Here is a 17,056-nt window from a genome sequence, read left to right as displayed (position 1 = left end):
CAACTGTACGTCACCCAATCGTTTAATTTTTAATTAAGCAGGGTGTACGTATGCGTATACGTACATGCTGCCCTCTTATATCAGGACGGGTATGCCCATATTTGTGCGTATCCGTCTTTTTCATGGTCTAAAAACGGAAATATAAGGGGTTTTGTTTATGTTTACTGCACTAAAACAGCTTGACCGTAACATTTGGATCCGGTTCGTCGGGGAAACGATTACCGGAGTCATGATGTTCATGATTGCACCATTTCTTGTTCTTTATTACTCGGAACAGCTCGATTCGTATTTTTTAGTCGGTCTCATCATGGCGACCGGTCCAATCACGTCCCTGTTCGGTTCGTTCCTTGGCGGCTATCTCGCCGACCTGTACGGACGTAAACCGCTGATGGTCATTTCGATCGTCGGCGATGTCATCGCATTGATCGGCTTCTCGTTCGCCGATTCGTTTTGGCCGTTACTACTGATGAACGCCTTGCTCGGTCTGACGAACTCCTTGTTCCACCCGGCAGCGAGCGCCATGGTCGCTGATGTCACGCCGCCGGAGCGGCTCAACGAATCATTCGGACTACTCCGGATGGGACATAATGTCGGGGCTGCGTTTGGTCCGTTGATCGGAAGTGCTGTTCTGTTCGTCGACCGGTCGCTGATCTTTTATGCCGCTGCAGCCGTGTTTTTCCTGTATGCACTCGTCTTGTTGATCTTCATCCAGGAAACAAAGCCGGATCAGATCGAACACACGCAGGATGAGCCGAAACTGTCAGCCTTCACCGTCCTGCGCAAAGATCATGTTTTCGTGATTTTTATCGCCGCCGGTGTTTTCATCTCGATGGGCTTCGCTCTCGTCGAAAGCATGTTGCCGGTTTTCCTGAAGGAAGCGTTACCGGGACTGCCGAACGATAAAAATCCGTTCCCGTACCTGATGGGACTGAACGGCATCATGGTCGTCCTGTTCCAGTTCCCGGTCGCTGCCCGCCTGTCCGGTAAAGCATTCGGTAAAGTCATGCTGCTCGGGGCTAGCATCTTCGGACTCGGGATGATTTTACTCGCGTTCATTCCGTCTTATCTGTTTTCACTCGGAACCGGCTATATCGTGCTCGTCACGATTTTACTGGTCATCTACGCCCTCTATACACTCGGTGAGATGATCATGTCACCGGTCCAGATGACATTCATCGCATTGATTGCACCGGAACATTTGCGCGGAACGTATAACGGTGCCGCCAGTATCCAGTGGCTAATCGGTGGTGTGACGGCGCCGCTCCTCGGATCCCTGTTCCTTGACTCCGGAAACGGACAATATGCACTTGCCGGTGTCGGACTCGCCTGTTGTCTGTCCGGACTTGTTTATCTCGCGCTTGATCGCTCGATCCAACGCGCGAAACGGTTGTCTCAATCCGCATAAATTAAAGTAGATTTTTTTTACTCATTTAATATAGAAACCCCAAACCAGACACTCGTCAAAAGTATCCGGTTTGGGGTTTTCGTATGTATATGATTTAATAAGGAATTTCGTCCTATATGATATTCGAGGAGGAGAAAGGGTATTGATGATTAAATAGTAGTATTTATTTTACAAGTTTTCCGTGGAGATATTTACTCTCCACAGCAGGAAATGAACTCCTTTACAGAATTTAAGGCCAGAAAGCCCACTACTTCCGTGGTGGGAGTGGGAGTGTCAGGATCGGGACATTAACGTAGGAATCGCGATGCTTCAGTTCCGGTTTAAGGGAGAGACGATGCAGATGATTCCCCATAAAAGAGCGCTATCCGTTCGCCAGTGCATCTTCGATTACTATCAACGAGTCGGGATCCGCTGTCAGGTGACGATTTTTACGGAGCAGCCGCTCCAACTGTTATTAGACTTCGATTCCAATCGGGACGAATTGATTACACCACAACGACGAAGCCATTCTTGTCGCCATATCCGGTCTCATCTTGTCTCTGCCTTGATTACATTTGATGATTCCTATACGCATGTTTATATGACAAAAGCCCCGTTCACTTCCCTGACACGTTATTGCCTCCTGATCGTTTGACAAAATAGGTGGTCTGTTCCTATCTGAGAAAAAATTGATTATACATTCAAAGCATTCCGGAACCCGAAACAGCTCATGTAGGAAATGGCTTCTGCTTCGAATGTTCCAAAAGACAGACTTGATTTTCGAACACTATCAAGATGGCAACACACCGTCCGCAACAAATGGACCAAATATAACGGGCAGAGGTTCTAACGTTCGTTGTACTTCGGCAATGAATCGACTCGAGCCGCTCACGAAAACGATTGGATCGTCTATTGAAATGAGTTCCAGGAAACTTTCAATTTCTTCGTCCCATCCCTCATTCTGAATGCTATGAAAAATTAAGCCCTGTTTTGTGAGTGAATTAAGATCTGACAACATCTTCTTTGAAGACGGTTTTGTTGTCCGGACATGTAAAATCGTCGTTGTCCGTCCACTCATCAGCGCATATTGCGCCTCATCGATGATAGCACCCAGATGATGCCCTTCCGCGACGAGCAGGACACCAAGACGAGACCAGTCACCTTGTTGCTTATATTTGCAAAAATGGCGGCACGTCTCGACTAATTGATGATGGACAATCTGCCAGGCTTCAAGCACCGGGTCCGTCGATGACAATCCAAGCTCCACTCTGACCGCATCGACAATCTCGGTACTGACGATATCCGGATAGGTCAGGATAAAAGATTTGGTTTGCCTGATTTCATTTAATAAGACCATTTTAAACAGTTCACTGGATTCATGTTGATGCGTGACATGTTTTAAAAGTTGAGCCAATCGGAGGATCCGGAGCTCAAAACTTTGCGATGGAAGCTCGAGACTTCCTATTTCCTGCAGTTCTGCGCTATACTTATTTTCCAACTGTTTATAAAAACGGCTGGCAATTCGTAAGCCGTTTTGATCCACTTGTGGTCCGATCGATTGTAATAAATGTAATGCCTGATCAAAATGCATGACATGACCTACCTTTCCTCGTATATTATGCCCGACCTTTTCTTTAAATTCAATCTCTAAAATGCATCTTTAGATATGCACATTCAAACTTGTACTTCCTATTAAACTTCTCTAAGATGTGTAGGTAAGTAGGTGAGGAAAATGCGCATGACACGTTATACGGATTATGCAATCAGATCCCTGTTATTTGCCGGGGCAAACTCTGATCGATTGGTCCGAATTCAGGAAGTAGCGGACTGTTACGACATTTCAAAAAATCATCTGATGAAAGTCGTCTATCGGTTAGGACAAAATGGATTGATTCATTCTGTTCGAGGTCGAGGTGGCGGATTCCGTTTGGCAAGCCCGCCGGATGAAATTTATATCGGTGACGTAGTGCAATTGTTTGAACCAACAACTCACTTTTTAGATCCACTCGAGGGGATGTCCGAGCTCCCTTCTTTAGACCCTGCACGCGACGCTTTTGATGACGCGATTGCTGCGTTTCATCAAGTCTTGAACAGTTACACGATAAATGATTTACTTCATCCAACGAGTTCCACACATCGACAAATCCTTGAAATGATTCCGAGCCGCGACTAATCGTGGGCGGAATCATTTTTTTGTCGACAGACATCCGTGACGTCATCTGAATCCGTGCGTGGTATACTCATATAAGAAAGGAGGGGTACAGATGAACCCTCACGAAGAACTCAACACTTTATATCTCCGTTTAAAAGAGGCAGATCCGTCACTCGAACGTGGTGAATCACTTTGGACCATTTTTGAAGACACGACTGATGCGACACTCCGTCCCCTTGCCTTATGGACGTTTTCTCAAAACCAATTCGATTTGGGTCACTTCCGCTCTTTTTTAGTTTCCTTTTCCCTTTTGATGGATTGGGTCCGAAAAGACGAATTGACATTAACCCCTAAACAGGAACTTGACCTGTACTGGAATTATAAATCCTATTTAATTTATGCAGCCGAACAGGAGGATATGCCTGTTGCCTTGTTAGAAGAAGACTTTGACCGGTTCGTTGATTTTTGTGACACTCACGGCTTTGCCCGGACACGGGATTATATCGGCTTTATGATTTACAGCAAACTCGGTGACGAAGAACAGGCGGACCACTATCTTTCCGAATGGATTGACGCTCCGTCCGATGAATTAAGTGACTGCCCGTCTTGCGAAGGTTTCAGCCGGATGACATATGCGATTGAACGCGGTTACGAAGACCGGGCCTTGTTACTGTATGCCGCAATCCGCCATGAGCGTGGCTGTTCGCGTATGCCCGATCAAGCCCATCCGTTTATCCTTCCGTTATTCATCAGTCGGAAGAAAGACCGGTTTGATTGGACGGAACGATTGATCCAAGAAGTCAAACGGGTTAAACCGCTCTTTACGGGCGGCGATGAACCGTACCACCTCTATGCCGCAATGTATTACGACGACAAGTACGTCTGGTCGATGGAAGAGAAAAAACAGTTGATTCCATTATTGACGGACCGTGGTTACCTGCAATTCCTGCTCGCCCACTATGCAGCGTCCTACCGTGCTGCGCGTCATGCCGAAGTTGCCTATCTCGGAGTACTGCGCTCCAATATTTACGAAGTCGCCCAGGAACTGGATCGACGGATTGACGGACATTTTTATTTGAATTTCGTCGAACGGGAACTCAAACGGGTCACAGAATTCATCGTTTAATTTTCTTGAGAGGACGTGTCAGAATGTTAGATCATGTACAGTTAGCTGCCCCAAGAAACTCGGAAGAACAGGCTCGGGCTTTTTATGCCGGGCTTTTACATATGAAGGAAGTTGACAAACCGTCCGGTGTCAAAGCAAGCGGTGGTGTCTGGTTTGAATCGCACGCTGCCTTGCTTCACCTCGGTATCGAAGAGCCGTTTCATCCTGCCACAAAAGCGCATCCGGGTCTGACCTTTTCGCATCTGGATGACTTGGCAAACCGGTTACAGACTGACGGATACCCTGTTCAGTTTGATGACCGCCTGGCACCACGCCGACGTTTGTTTACAAATGACCCGTTCGGTAACCGGATTGAATGCATTGAACAGCAAATTCCCGTTATCGTCCCGAAACGGCTGACGAACGGTTCCCACGTTCGTTTGCTCGCACCGGCCTCAAGTCTCGCGACAGTCGAGTCAAATATCCTCGATCAGGCAATTACGGTTTTGGAATCGTTTGGCTTACGGGTTTCGATCAGTCAACATGCCCGGGCCTTGAATCCGTTTGGTTCGAGTGATCCTGCATGCCGCCTGGACGATCTCCACACCGCGTTCGCCGATCCATCGATTGATGCGATTTTATGTGTCCGCGGTGGATTTAGTTCCAATGAATTGCTGGACGGGCTGGACTACGATTTAATCCGGAACAATCCAAAGATTCTCTGCGGTTTTTCCGACATTACGGCGCTTAGTCAGGCACTCCTGACGCAAAGCGGACTCGTTACCTATTCCGGACCGATGTTACGCGCACTCGCCTCCCGCGATGCCTATACGTTACAGTCGTTCGTGAAGGTTTTATTCGAAAGCGGAACGACGCTGATTGAGCCGAGTGTCAATTGGCATGATCAGTACGAAGGAAAAAATGTAACGCTTTCGAATCCGGGACCTGTCGTCCTGTCGTCCGGTTCTGCGACAGGACGTCTGCTTGGCGGAAACCTCTGTACGTTAAATCTGTTACAAGGTACATCGTACTTCCCGGACTTACGTGACAGTATCCTGTTCCTTGAAGATGATTACGAAGTCCATCCGGCGACATTTGCCCGTGATTTTACTTCTTTGATGGCACAGCCCGGGGCAGATCAAATTCGAGGAATCGTCTTTGGTCGTTTTCAGCTCGCAACTCAGATGACAGATGAACACCTGCGTTATCTGGTCAGCCTGTACCCTGCTCTCTCATCGATTCCGGTCATCTCCGGAGCAGACTTCGGTCATACGATGCCGCTCTTCACCTTCCCGATCGGCGGGAAGGTCTCGATGGAAGACGACATGATTTCGATTCAACATTAAAAAAGGGAGGAGTCGCGGCGATCCGCGTCTCCTCCTTCTTTAATAGTCGAGCAATCTCGAAGCATCAATTTGACGCTTCGATCCATCGGCAAACATCTCGAGTGTCGCGAGGATTTTATGGTCCGTCAAGTCGTATCGTACCAATGTAAAGTCCTCGAGCGTCGAAATCGTCTTAAACGTTTTTCCGACCGTGAACGCCCGCTTCCGGCTCGTATCCTGAACCGGAATCGTCACGAATACGACCGTGATGTCCGTTCCGTTCGTATCGTAATAAAATTCGACGACACGACCGTCCGCTGTCTCCGGCAACAGACCTTTTTGAGGTCGTCCGGACTCATCCAATTGTACATAAGGTTGTAACATCGTTCCGCCTCACTTTCTCCGTCATTTATCATAGCATGACAAAAAAAATTATGCTAATGTATAAGTGATGTTGAAAGGGGGATGAGTCACGGATGGCATGGTTCATGAATGGAATTTTGCTCTGGGGCTTTATCATGATCACATTGATGGCGATTGGCGGTTTCTTCATGTTTCGGAAGTTCCTAAAGAAACTTCCGAAAGAAGACGGCAAATCGATGATGGACTGGGAAGATGAATACATCGATCAGACCCGCCATTTATGGACGGATGAAACACTTGATTTATTAAATGCACTGGTTATGCCTGTTCCGGCTGCTTTTCGGGATGTGGCACGCCGAAAGATCGCGGGACGGATCGGTCAGTTCGCACTGGAAGAACGCGCATCTGTAATGACGTCCGAACTGGTCGTCAAAGGCTATATTTCTGCGACACCGAAACGGGATCATAAATTCTTGAAAAAAGCCTTACGCGAACACGCCATCGATTGGCGGGATTACGAACTTTATTTCCAAAACTAAAAGGAAGGACTCTCTCGCGAGAATCCTTCCTTTTAGTTTTGCGGTAAATGTTTGACCGGAACGATTCCCGACTTAACCTGCTTATACTTCAGGTACATCGCAATCCGCCAAGGCACAATCATCCCAAAGGCGACGAGATAAAAAATTCCGCCCGTCTCAAAAATATCAATTTGCCCGCCGATGACAAACTTCGCGACGGTCCGGACAATCAGAATCCCGAACAGGACGATGAAAAAGGCTTTCGACCGTTGCAAATAAATTTGTCCTTCGGCTTCGTAAAAATTAGACGTCTTGATCAAAAAAATACTGAAGATCATCCCGATCAATAACGCTTCTGCCACTTCCGTCCAGGTCAGACGTGATGCCGGATATAAAAACTGCAGCATCCCGGTCGACATGGCGAAGGGCGGGATTAAGATTTTTTTAGCGTTCGTCGGTTTAGCCGAAGCTTTGACACGAATGAAGCTGATCAGTAAACCCATGACGAGCGCAACCCCTGTTGATACCCAAATCATCCCATCACTTCCTTGTTAAAATCCAGTGAATCCTACGATATCACTCATCCATGCAGCAAATGCGCTGAGTCCGTCAAAATACAGGACGATTCCGAACAACATCATCAATGCTCCACCGAATTTTGTCATCTTTAAACTGTATTGAACGAATAATCTCGAACGACCGACGAAAAAGGCCATCAATAAAAATGGAATCGAGAATCCGAGCACATAAAACAGCATATACAACATGCCTTGACTCGGGTTCGTCGCTGCCAGTCCGATGACACCTGCCAAAATCGGACCCGTACATGGTGTCCATCCGGCAGCAAAACCGATTCCGACAAGGATCGTACCGATGTACCCGCCCTTTCGTTCACCTAAATTGAGTTTTTTCTCACGCATCAAGAATGTCGGTTGCCACAATCCAAGCAATACCACACCAAATACGAAAATCACGAGCGCGCCGACCATCCGCAATGTGTCACGGTAGGTAATGAAAACATCCGCTAATAAGGAAGTCGATAGGCCAAGAACAGCAAAGACCATTGCAAATCCAACCAAAAACGCTACTGTATGCAACAGTGACCGTTTTTCTCTGACCCCTTTTTCTTTTAAGTCCGTTACAGAAACACCGGTAATGTATGAGAGGAACACCGGATATAACGGAAGCGTACAAGGTGAGACAAATGACAATAACCCTGCACCAAACGCTAACCAAAGCGAGAGCTCCATTTCAGCAGCTCCTTTCTAATTAAGAAGAAGTTCCTTCTCTATTTTGCCAAACTAATCGACATTTAGCACCTATTATCTTCCGAAAGATTAAAAAGATTCATGACAACTGAAATTACAAAAAAATTACATTTCCTCAAAACAGATGAAATGTCGTTGCACTGCCAGAAACCACTTGCTAGAATATGGATATGACATCAATGTAAGGGAGGATCCTATGACAAGCCAACATCTATTGACTTTAGCAATCGAGGCAAAACGAAGTGAACTGTATCATCAAGCGGATCGGTCTAGTTTCACCTCCCCTCATGTGTTGAAACTGAGTCATGAACTGGATTTATTATTACTGGAATACTCCCGTTTCGTTCAGAAGTACACGTATCCTTCCCGTACGAACGAATCTGTTTTAGGATAAAACATTGTTTTGTTGTCGCAACAACACGACAGTCGTCCATATAGCCTGATGTAAAAGCCGTTGACGTATGGTATTCGTCAGCGGCTTTTTCGTGTTTCTTCTATATAATGCGTTTTTTTGTTTTATGTTTTAAAAAATCTTTAATTCTTTCTTTACTTTCTTCATCCGATTCTTTTTTTGAGTCTTTAGTTAGGTGAATAATTAGAATATTTCCTCTTTACCATGCCTAAAGTCCTACTTCCACTTTAATTTTCCAAGCATTATGACCTAGACGTGACAAAACATGCATTTTTGCAATCTGTTTGTCATACTAGCCCGGTTTGTAACTTGAATGACTCTGACCTGTAAACGCACAACCCTGAATTGCCGTGTAAAGTAGGAACAGTAAACACAGCATATGTCAGGAGGACATCAATAATGAAAAAAGCAGTTTTCGCTGCAGGTCTTGCAGCAACGGCTCTATCAGTAGGATTCGCCCAAGAGACAGAGGCTGCCTCAGAGACGGTAACAGTAAATACAGCGGTATTAAATGTACGGACAGCACCTACTACGGCATCAGCGGATGTAGGTAACGTATATAAAGGTCAAAAATTAAATGTCGAAGGACGTTCTGGTGCATGGATTCAAACAAACATCAATGGCCAAAAACGTTATGTACACGGTGCTTACACTTCAGCCGGTTCTTCATTCGACTTTAAAAAAGCTACAGTCACTACGGCAGTATTAAACGTTCGTACGCAACCTACTACAAACTCTAAAGACGTTGGCAACTTGTATAAAGGCCAGTCCGTTAACGTAGAAAGCAAAGTCGGTGCTTGGATCAAAACAACAATCGACGGAAAAACTCGTTACGTACACAGCGATTATACAACTTTAGCAGGTTCAACAGCAAAAGCTCCAGCTGTTAAAGCTCCAGCAGCACCTGTTGCTAAAGCAGCTCCAAAAGCAGCAGCTCAACCAGCTGTAGCAACAAAACAAACAACAGCAGCAAAATCAGGTACGAAAGTAACAATGAACGTTACAGCGTACACAACTGATCCATCAAATAACGGTAGCCGCCTTTACAACGGTCGCGCATTGACTGCCAGCGGTTATGATGTTACAAACACGATCACGTACAATGGTATGCGTATCGTTGCAGCATCAGCTCAATACCCAATTGGTACACGCATGCACATCTCTGGTATCGGTGAAGCCATCGTACTTGACCGTGGCGGCGCTATCCAAGGTAACAAACTTGACCTTCTCGTTGGTTCACAACAAGAAGCACTCAACTGGGGACGTCAAAACGTCACTGTTACTGTCTACTAATTTTAAACACAAACAACCTGCCGGGCGAGATCGCCTGGCAGGCTTTTTTATGTCTTACGAAACGGATGAAACGTGTCCGGATTGTAATTCATACATTTTTTTATACAATCCGTTCTTTTCAATCAACGTCTGATGATTCCCTTGTTCCACGACTTCCCCTTGGTGCAGGACTAAAATCAAATCCGCATCCTGGATTGTCGACAACCGGTGGGCAATCGCAATCGTCGTTCGCCCTTGTCGCATGCGTTTTAAGGCGACTTGAACTTTTTCTTCCGTTTCCGTATCGATTGAACTTGTCGCTTCGTCGAGAATCAGGACTTTCGGATCCCGCGCCATCGTCCGGGCAAACGAGACCAACTGGCGTTCCCCGGCAGAAAACGTCGCTCCCCGCTCTGCGACCGGACTGTCATATTGCTCGTCCAACTGATTGATGAAGCCATCTGCTTGGACAAAACGGGCTGCTTCCTCGACTTTTTGGAATGGAATCGAGGGATCGAATAACCGGATGTTATCGGCGACACTTCCAGTAAACAGGAATGAATCCTGTAACACCAGTCCGACATGGCGCCGCAGTTCGTCTTCCGGCAATTGTTCGAGCGGTTGCCCGTCAATCAAGATTCGACCCGACTGATAGGAATAAAAACGCATCAGGATATTGATGATCGAACTCTTCCCGCTGCCCGTCTGACCGACCAGGGCAATCGTCTGACCCTTCTTCGCTTCAAACGAAATTCCTTTTAAAACTTCCTTCTCTCCGTCATAACTGAAGCGGACGTTATCAAAGACGATATGTCCTTCTGTAATATCAGCGTCACCCGCAATCGTCTTCGCAGGTTCCGGCTCATCCGTATCGAGTACTTTAAAGACACGGTCCGCCGAGACGACAGCCTGTTGGAATTCAGACAGACGTTGCATGATTTGCTGAACCGGTTGGAAAATCCGCTCCATGTAACTGATAAAGGCATATACGACCCCGACCTGGACCGTTTGTGAAAATGACAGGACACCGAAGTACGTAATCAAGGACGCAATCGTCAGCGCTAACATCAACTCGATGATTGGCCGAAGCAGCCAGCTGTCGAGCTTCAAGTTCTTGTAACGGCCGTTCTGATGGGCGATGTTCGTCTCTTCAAATTCCGCCATCAACCGTTTTTCCTGGCGAAATTGTTGAATGATTGCCATCCCGTTGATCGATTCATTCAGCTGTCCGTTAATCTTCGACAACAAATCCCGGACTTCAGCGTAATATTTCGTTGAATAACGGCGGTAAATCCAGATGATGAAATAAAACAGCGGTAACAGGACTAACGCAATCGTCGCGAGGCGCGGTTCCAGTAAGTAAAGGAACAGATAGGTTCCAATCAGTTGCACCCCGCTTTGGACGAACGTCGACAAGACACCGATATACAGTTCTTTGATGGCTTCCGTATCGTTTGTGATCCGTGAAACAAGTACGCCAGCCGGTGTCCGGTCAAAATAACCGAGCCGTAAGTGCATGACGTGGCGAAACACATCGATCCGAAGCCGTTGAATGACTTTCAAGGCGATTTTTTGGAACTCAAACGCCTGCAGATAATCGACGACGATCCCTGTCGTATGCAACAGTAAGTACACGCCGAACAATAACGCCACTTCCTGCACCGGATAGTTGCCGACCGCGACATAATCATCGATGAAGATTTTAACGAGATAGGGACCTCCGAGCTTTGCTCCGGTCGTCACAAGCAACAGTAAAAAGGCGACTAACACCTGTTTTTTAAACGGTTTGACGAATCCCAGCAATCGTCGTAAGACCGCTTTTTCATTAATATCATGATTCAAGCGTTCCACCTCCCTGTTCGACGAGTGATTCGAGTTGCTGACGGTCGTAGGTTTCTTTATACCAACCGTCACGGGCAAGCAGTTCATCGTGTGTTCCCCGTTCAATGATTCGACCCGCATCGAGGACGATGATCTCATCGGTATGCGAAACCGCCGACAGACGGTGGGCGACAATGATTTGTGACTGTTCGTTATCCGCTGTCCGGAAGTGTTCGATGATCGCTTCCTCCGTCTTGGCATCAACCGCCGACAAGGCATCATCCAATACCAGAATCGGACAATCCGCGAGTAACGCCCTGGCAATCGAAATCCGTTGTTTCTGACCGCCGGATAATGTGACACCCCGTTCCCCGACCATCGTCGCATAGCCTTCCGTAAAGCCGAGAATATCCTCGTGAACGGCAGCAATCCGTGCAGCTTCCATGATTTCTTCCATCGATGCATCCGGTTTCGCAAAGGCGATATTATCAGCAATCGAAGCAGAGAACAGGAAATGATCCTGCGGAACGATTGCAACCTGCTTGCGGACCGTTTCCCGCGTCAATTGTTTGACGTCCTGTCCGCCAATCGCAATCGAACCGTATTTGACATCGTATTCGCGTGATAACAGACGAACGAACGTCGATTTTCCGGCACCGGTCCGACCAACGATTCCAAGTGTCCGTCCGGGTGTCAATGTCACGTGAATGTTCACAAGCACAGGTTGTGTCTCATATACAAACCGATCAATCGCGACTTGTAAATCAGCGGACGAAACCGTCGTCGCCGCTTCTTTCGCATCCTTGATTTCCGGTTCGATTGCAAGCATCCGTTCAATCCGGTCGTACGAAGCCCGTCCCCGTTCGACGATATTAAACAACCAGCCGAACGCAAGCATCGGCCACGTCAGTAATCCCAAATATGTAGTGAAGGACACGATGTCCCCGATCCGAATTTCCCCTTGCTGTAATAAATACGCGCCGTATCCGACGGCAATGATATAAGATAAGCCGACCAAACCGAAAATCGTCGGATCAAATAAGGCATCGATTTTCGCGACCCGGCGGTTTTTTTGAACGACATCATCAGATAACGAAGTAAACGTTCCGACATCCGATTCAACTTCCCCTGTTGCTTTCAAGACGCGGACTCCGCTGACGCTTTCTGCGACCTTGTCATTCAAATCCGAAAAAGCTTCCTGCGCATCGTGGAATCGGGAGTGCAGCATCTTCCCGTACCGTGACGTCAAATAAACCATCAGCGGCATCGGTAACAACGAAACAAGCGTCAGTTTCCAACTGATCGTCGTAATCATCGTGATGATGACGAAACTGCCCATCGTCACGGAATCGACGAGTGTCAAAATACCGGCTCCTGCCGTCATCGAGACGGCTTGTACATCATTCGTCGCATGAGCCATCAAATCCCCGCTGCGGTACTTCTTGTAAAATGATTGATCCAGGTCCGAAAAATGACCATATAGCTGACTTCGCAACAACCGGCCGAGCCGGATCGACGCTCCGAAGATGTAAAACCGCCAAAAATAACGAATCACATAGGTCGATACCCCGATCAACACCAGTGTCGCGACCAGTTTCCATAAATCATTTTTCGTCAAACTGCCTTCGCTCAGTCCGTTGACCGTCGAACCGATTACTTTCGGCGGAATCAGTTCCAGTCCGGCAACAAAAATTAAAGCAATGATGCCTAAACTGTATGCTTTCCATTCGAGTCGGAAAAACCAACTCAGTTTCCTGAAGACTCCCATACAAGTCCCCCCTTTTTAAATCGATTGAGTATTTCTAATAGTCTCACATTTTAGATTAGCCATCTTCCTAAAAAATAGCAAACAAAAGGAGACCAAATTGGTCTCCTTTTACAAGTCGTTATTTTTTCGGTGATTTCATTGAACCACTCATTGAACGCATCACTTGGTTGACTTTCTTTTGTGATGGCTTTTGACCCATTTGCATCATCAATGTCTTAATCATATCTTCGTTGATTGGTGGGTTTTGCTCCAAATAGTTCATCATGTATCGACGAGCGATATAAAAACCAAGGGCGACACCAGCTACCAAGCAAAGAAGGGCAATTAAAATCCAAATCCATGTAGCCAAGTTGCTTCCTCCTCTAACTTCAAACGTCGCTTTTTACTATACTATAATTTAAAGCCTTTGCATAGATAATGCAAAAAAAAGGTGCGCGCGTTTGCGCACCTTTCTTCATTAACCGAGTTGCTTGACTGTGTTCAAGACATTTTCGACAGACATGCCGTACTCTTTTAACAGAAGATCTCCAGGAGCCGAAGCACCAAAGCGATCGATTCCGATGACTTGTCCTTCTGTTCCTACATATTTATACCAACCGAGTGAAGCACCGGCTTCAATCGCAAGACGCTTCGTGATGCGTTTTGGTAAAACTGATTCTTTGTATTCTGCTGATTGCGCTTCAAACAATTCCCATGATGGAAGTGAAACGACTGCTGCCGTTTCGCCAAGTTCTTTTTGTGCTTCGACTAACAGATGCACTTCAGAACCTGTTCCCATTAAGATTGTATCCGCTTTGTTGATGTCACCCGCAATGACGTATCCGCCTTTTTCAGCGCCTTCAACCGTCGTACCTTCAAGTTCAGGTAATCCTTGACGTGTCATGACGAGAAGTGTCGGTTTGTTTGTTGATTGAACGGCTGTTTTCCATGCGGCAATCGTTTCTTTCCCATCTGCCGGACGGTAAACTGTCAAGTTCGGCATCGCACGGAAACTCATCAAGTGTTCAACCGGCTCGTGTGTTGGACCATCTTCACCAACAGCAATCGAGTCATGTGTCAGGACGAAAATCGACTGGATACCCATCAACGCTGCTAAACGAACTGCAGGACGGAGGTAATCCGAGAATACGAAGAATGTCGCACCGTAAGGAATGACACCACCGTGTAACGCCATACCGTTGACAGCTGCTGCCATCGCAAACTCACGCACACCAAACCAGATGTTACGGCCGCTTGGATCGATGTCGAAGTCAGCTTCGCCTTTGAGCATCGTGTTGTTTGATCCTGCTAAGTCAGCTGAACCACCGAAGATTGACGGGATGTTTTTCGCAAGAGCGTTCAAGACTTCACCACTTGTCTGACGTGTCGCTTTTTTCGATGTCAGATCATATGTTGGCAGGTCTGCTTCCCAGTTGCTTGGCAATTCGTTGTTGATGGCTTGAACAAGTTCAGCATGCAATTCTGGATGCGCCGCTTTGTATTGTTCCATTTTCTCAGTCCATGCTGCTTCTGTATCAGCACCACGTTTGACAATGCGTTCTTCGAACAAGTCTTTGACTTCTTCCGGGACGTAGAATTCTTCGTGATCCCAAACGTAGCTTGCTTTCGTCAACTTGATTTCCGCATCTCCGAGTGGTGCACCGTGTGAAGCCGATTTACCTGATTTGTTTGGTGAACCAAATCCGATGACTGTTTTCACTTCAATCAATGTCGGTTTTGTTGTTTCAGCTTTTGCTGCTTCGATTGCTTTTGAAATCGAATCAAGATCCGTTCCGTCTTCGACACGGATGACTTGCCAGTTGTATGCTTCAAAACGTTGTTGAACGTTTTCTGAGAATGATTTATCGAGATCGCCATCGAGCGAGATATCGTTTGAATCATACAGAACAACCAATTTGCCAAGACCTAAATGTCCTGCAAGTGATGCCGCTTCTGCCGAAACACCTTCCATTAAGTCACCGTCTCCGCAAATCCCGTATGTGAAGTGATCGACGACGTTTAACTCGTCACGGTTGTATTTTGCTTCCAAGTGACGTTCTGCCATCGCCATACCGACAGCCATCGCAATGCCTTGTCCGAGTGGACCAGTCGTCGCATCGACACCTGCTGTGTGACGGTATTCCGGGTGACCCGGTGTTTTTGAGTTCCATTGACGGAATGACTTCAAGTCATCCATCGCGAGATCATAACCTGATAAATGGAGGAGTGAGTAGAGAAGCATTGAACCGTGTCCTGCTGAAAGTACAAAACGGTCACGGTTGAACCATTCTGGATTTTTAGGGTTATGGTTCATATGATCCGCCCATAATGTAAATGCCATCGGTGCTGCACCCATCGGCATTCCCGGGTGACCCGAGTTCGCTTTTTGTACTGCATCAATTGATAAGGTACGAATCGTATTTACTGCTAATAATTCTACTGTTGTCATGTTCGTCAAAACAATCATCCTCTCTCTTTTTCACAAATTCCTCCTCATTTTAGCATACCCACAAATGTGATACAACTTTTCTAAATAGTATGTCACATTGAAATGAATGCGCTCTCTATTGCCGTTTTCTTGGCACTTTCGTGATACATATTACGAACGTTTCACCAAAAAAAGCTACGCCACTCATCCCAATGAGTGACATAGCTTTTGTCATTATTGTTTGTTCCGTTCTTCTTCCTGCGCTTGCTTTAGTTTTTCAGGTGTTACGTCGGTTCCTTCTTCATCGACGATTTTGATGCCCATCATCTGATTTTTGAACGAACCACGGAATGCTTCCAGATAGGCAGTCCGTAATTCTTTTTGTTCCGCTGTTTCTGCATCAGTCAGTGGTTCGACTTTTGATTTATTGGCTAATTCGTTAATCCGGTCCAGTTGTTCTTGTGATAACATGATATCCCTCTTTCTGTTGACTCAAAGTTGAGCTTTCAATAGTAACCTTACTGTAAAAGACACGAAAAAAAAAAGCAAGTTTGATGCGCCGCTGAGGCATCAAACTTACTTCCTTATTCGTACGTACTGACTACTTCTTTATATTCCAGATAACGCCGGTTGACGGTCGCTTTCGAAATGTCGTGTCCCATCCCTCTTAATGTCACCGCGATGTCGGCGAATGTCAGTCCTAACTCACGTAACCGGACGATTTCTTCAATCGGGACTTCCTTTCGGCTCCGACCGGCATTTTCACCTTGACGGTTGAGGTTCTGCTCGGGACGAAATCCATTTTCGACAGCCCGTCGCATCCCGCGGGCAATTTTCGCATTATGCAGTTTCCGTTGATACTCTTCGACGAGCGATACAATTTCAAGAACCATCGCTTCGGCGTCTGCCAGTTTATACTCGCCATCCGATTCCATCGTCATCAGTTGAACCTGATGTTTTTGGAACGTATGTAAAATGGCGATTTTGGCATTCCCGCGTCCGATCCGCGTATCATCCGTCACGAGAACGGCATCCACGGCTTGACGTGTGACGTAATCGAGAACGGATAACATCCCTTCCCGATCAACGTCATAACCACTTTCCTTTTCCGTGATGATCTCCACGACTTCAAATCCTTTTGTTGCAGCGAGTCCCGACAGTTCCGATCTTTGCCGCTCAAGCGAGCTGTCCTGTGCTTCTTTTTCCGTCGAGACGCGACAGTAGATTACTACTTTCACTGTACTTCACACCCCTGTTCGTT

General features: G+C 46.6%; 18 protein-coding genes. 8 read left to right on the top strand and 10 right to left on the bottom strand.

What is annotated here, in order from left to right; all coding sequences use genetic code 11:
- Nucleotides 1-157: 157 nt before the first annotated feature.
- Both HNY42_RS07130 and HNY42_RS07125 read left to right on the top strand, forming a co-directional pair.
- Nucleotides 158-1,405 (top strand): MDR family MFS transporter, encoded by a 1,248-nt coding sequence (locus HNY42_RS07130; protein ID WP_188005324.1) that lies wholly within the window; start codon nucleotides 158-160, stop codon nucleotides 1,403-1,405.
- 340 nt (nucleotides 1,406-1,745) lie between these two features.
- The gene (locus HNY42_RS07125) at nucleotides 1,746-2,039 is read left to right on the top strand and encodes a hypothetical protein (RefSeq protein WP_188005323.1); all 294 of its coding nucleotides are present in this window, start codon (nucleotides 1,746-1,748) and stop codon (nucleotides 2,037-2,039) included.
- Nucleotides 2,040-2,174: 135 nt separating this feature from the next.
- On the opposite strand, the gene HNY42_RS07120 is transcribed toward HNY42_RS07125, so the two are convergent.
- A complete protein-coding gene (locus HNY42_RS07120) occupies nucleotides 2,175-2,975 on the bottom strand; it encodes a hypothetical protein (RefSeq protein WP_131502963.1) in 801 nt (266 codons plus the stop codon).
- A gap of 147 nt (nucleotides 2,976-3,122) precedes the next feature.
- Between HNY42_RS07120 and HNY42_RS07115 the strand changes: the two genes are divergently transcribed.
- The 3 genes from HNY42_RS07115 to HNY42_RS07105 all read left to right on the top strand — a co-directional run bounded on the left by HNY42_RS07115 (nucleotide 3,123) and on the right by HNY42_RS07105 (nucleotide 5,987).
- Entirely contained in the window at nucleotides 3,123-3,557 is a 435-nt protein-coding gene (locus HNY42_RS07115; protein WP_251138675.1) for an RrF2 family transcriptional regulator, read from the top strand.
- A 91-nt stretch (nucleotides 3,558-3,648) separates the two neighbouring features.
- Nucleotides 3,649-4,662 carry a hypothetical protein gene (locus HNY42_RS07110; RefSeq protein ID WP_131502965.1) on the top strand — a complete coding sequence of 338 codons (1,014 nt, stop codon included), beginning with the start codon at nucleotides 3,649-3,651 and terminating at the stop codon, nucleotides 4,660-4,662.
- 23 nt (nucleotides 4,663-4,685) lie between these two features.
- Nucleotides 4,686-5,987, top strand: coding sequence for a VOC family protein (locus HNY42_RS07105; protein WP_188005322.1), 1,302 nt, complete (start codon nucleotides 4,686-4,688; stop codon nucleotides 5,985-5,987).
- Between the two features lie 39 nt (nucleotides 5,988-6,026).
- Here HNY42_RS07105 and HNY42_RS07100 read toward each other — a convergent pair whose 3' ends face one another.
- Nucleotides 6,027-6,350, bottom strand: coding sequence for a hypothetical protein (locus tag HNY42_RS07100; RefSeq protein ID WP_114596175.1), 324 nt, complete (start codon nucleotides 6,348-6,350; stop codon nucleotides 6,027-6,029).
- Between the two features lie 92 nt (nucleotides 6,351-6,442).
- Between HNY42_RS07100 and HNY42_RS07095 the strand changes: the two genes are divergently transcribed.
- Nucleotides 6,443-6,868, top strand: coding sequence for a DUF2621 family protein (locus tag HNY42_RS07095; RefSeq protein ID WP_026828725.1), 426 nt, complete (start codon nucleotides 6,443-6,445; stop codon nucleotides 6,866-6,868).
- A 32-nt stretch (nucleotides 6,869-6,900) separates the two neighbouring features.
- Here the strand turns inward: HNY42_RS07095 and HNY42_RS07090 are convergent, their stop codons facing one another.
- Complete coding sequence (locus HNY42_RS07090; protein ID WP_114596177.1) at nucleotides 6,901-7,383, bottom strand: CcdC family protein; 483 nt, start codon at nucleotides 7,381-7,383, stop codon at nucleotides 6,901-6,903.
- A gap of 15 nt (nucleotides 7,384-7,398) precedes the next feature.
- Entirely contained in the window at nucleotides 7,399-8,097 is a 699-nt protein-coding gene (locus HNY42_RS07085; RefSeq protein ID WP_026828727.1) for a cytochrome c biogenesis CcdA family protein, read from the bottom strand.
- A 214-nt stretch (nucleotides 8,098-8,311) separates the two neighbouring features.
- On the opposite strand from HNY42_RS07085, the gene HNY42_RS07080 reads away from it, so the two are divergent.
- A complete protein-coding gene (locus tag HNY42_RS07080) occupies nucleotides 8,312-8,509 on the top strand; it encodes an aspartyl-phosphate phosphatase Spo0E family protein (RefSeq protein ID WP_131502967.1) in 198 nt (65 codons plus the stop codon).
- 417 nt (nucleotides 8,510-8,926) lie between these two features.
- Nucleotides 8,927-9,820 carry an SH3 domain-containing protein gene (locus HNY42_RS07075; protein ID WP_188005321.1) on the top strand — a complete coding sequence of 298 codons (894 nt, stop codon included), beginning with the start codon at nucleotides 8,927-8,929 and terminating at the stop codon, nucleotides 9,818-9,820.
- A gap of 54 nt (nucleotides 9,821-9,874) precedes the next feature.
- Here HNY42_RS07075 and HNY42_RS07070 read toward each other — a convergent pair whose 3' ends face one another.
- The 6 genes from HNY42_RS07070 to HNY42_RS07045 all read right to left on the bottom strand — a co-directional run bounded on the left by HNY42_RS07070 (nucleotide 9,875) and on the right by HNY42_RS07045 (nucleotide 17,033).
- On the bottom strand, nucleotides 9,875-11,641 hold the full coding sequence (locus HNY42_RS07070) for an ABC transporter ATP-binding protein (protein ID WP_131502969.1): 1,767 nt from the start codon (nucleotides 11,639-11,641) through the stop codon (nucleotides 9,875-9,877).
- Nucleotides 11,631-13,388, bottom strand: coding sequence for an ABC transporter transmembrane domain-containing protein (locus HNY42_RS07065; RefSeq protein WP_188005320.1), 1,758 nt, complete (start codon nucleotides 13,386-13,388; stop codon nucleotides 11,631-11,633). Before HNY42_RS07065 ends, HNY42_RS07070 begins: the two co-directional genes overlap by 11 nt.
- A gap of 118 nt (nucleotides 13,389-13,506) precedes the next feature.
- A complete protein-coding gene (locus HNY42_RS07060) occupies nucleotides 13,507-13,737 on the bottom strand; it encodes a YneF family protein (RefSeq protein WP_012370001.1) in 231 nt (76 codons plus the stop codon).
- 108 nt (nucleotides 13,738-13,845) lie between these two features.
- Complete coding sequence (gene tkt / locus HNY42_RS07055) at nucleotides 13,846-15,834, bottom strand: transketolase (protein ID WP_131502971.1); 1,989 nt, start codon at nucleotides 15,832-15,834, stop codon at nucleotides 13,846-13,848.
- 195 nt (nucleotides 15,835-16,029) lie between these two features.
- Complete coding sequence (locus HNY42_RS07050) at nucleotides 16,030-16,266, bottom strand: DUF896 domain-containing protein (RefSeq protein WP_012369999.1); 237 nt, start codon at nucleotides 16,264-16,266, stop codon at nucleotides 16,030-16,032.
- Nucleotides 16,267-16,379: 113 nt separating this feature from the next.
- Nucleotides 16,380-17,033, bottom strand: coding sequence for a YneB family resolvase-like protein (locus HNY42_RS07045; RefSeq protein ID WP_026828734.1), 654 nt, complete (start codon nucleotides 17,031-17,033; stop codon nucleotides 16,380-16,382).
- Nucleotides 17,034-17,056 lie beyond the last annotated feature (23 nt).

The sequence above is a fragment of the Exiguobacterium sp. Helios genome, from assembly GCF_014524545.1.
Taxonomy (GTDB): Bacteria; Bacillota; Bacilli; order Exiguobacteriales; family Exiguobacteriaceae; genus Exiguobacterium_A.
Note: the sequence above shows the minus strand (reverse complement) of the source record. Positions and strands in the feature narration are given on the sequence as shown.

Excerpts from the sequence above, each read along its gene's own strand:
- HNY42_RS07085 (WP_026828727.1), bottom strand. The coding sequence starts at position 8,097 with ATGGAGCTCTCGCTTTGGTTAGCGTTTGGTGCAGGGTTATTGTCATTT.
- HNY42_RS07125 (WP_188005323.1), top strand. The coding sequence starts at position 1,746 with ATGATTCCCCATAAAAGAGCGCTATCCGTTCGCCAGTGCATCTTCGAT.
- HNY42_RS07080 (WP_131502967.1), top strand. The coding sequence starts at position 8,312 with ATGACAAGCCAACATCTATTGACTTTAGCAATCGAGGCAAAACGAAGT.
- HNY42_RS07110 (WP_131502965.1), top strand. The coding sequence starts at position 3,649 with ATGAACCCTCACGAAGAACTCAACACTTTATATCTCCGTTTAAAAGAG.
- HNY42_RS07120 (WP_131502963.1), bottom strand. The coding sequence starts at position 2,975 with ATGCATTTTGATCAGGCATTACATTTATTACAATCGATCGGACCACAA.
- HNY42_RS07100 (WP_114596175.1), bottom strand. The coding sequence starts at position 6,350 with ATGTTACAACCTTATGTACAATTGGATGAGTCCGGACGACCTCAAAAA.
- HNY42_RS07050 (WP_012369999.1), bottom strand. The coding sequence starts at position 16,266 with ATGTTATCACAAGAACAACTGGACCGGATTAACGAATTAGCCAATAAA.
- HNY42_RS07105 (WP_188005322.1), top strand. The coding sequence starts at position 4,686 with ATGTTAGATCATGTACAGTTAGCTGCCCCAAGAAACTCGGAAGAACAG.
- HNY42_RS07065 (WP_188005320.1), bottom strand. The coding sequence starts at position 13,388 with ATGGGAGTCTTCAGGAAACTGAGTTGGTTTTTCCGACTCGAATGGAAA.
- HNY42_RS07115 (WP_251138675.1), top strand. The coding sequence starts at position 3,123 with ATGACACGTTATACGGATTATGCAATCAGATCCCTGTTATTTGCCGGG.
- tkt (WP_131502971.1), bottom strand. The coding sequence starts at position 15,834 with ATGATTGTTTTGACGAACATGACAACAGTAGAATTATTAGCAGTAAAT.
- HNY42_RS07075 (WP_188005321.1), top strand. The coding sequence starts at position 8,927 with ATGAAAAAAGCAGTTTTCGCTGCAGGTCTTGCAGCAACGGCTCTATCA.
- HNY42_RS07095 (WP_026828725.1), top strand. The coding sequence starts at position 6,443 with ATGGCATGGTTCATGAATGGAATTTTGCTCTGGGGCTTTATCATGATC.
- HNY42_RS07090 (WP_114596177.1), bottom strand. The coding sequence starts at position 7,383 with ATGATTTGGGTATCAACAGGGGTTGCGCTCGTCATGGGTTTACTGATC.
- HNY42_RS07130 (WP_188005324.1), top strand. The coding sequence starts at position 158 with ATGTTTACTGCACTAAAACAGCTTGACCGTAACATTTGGATCCGGTTC.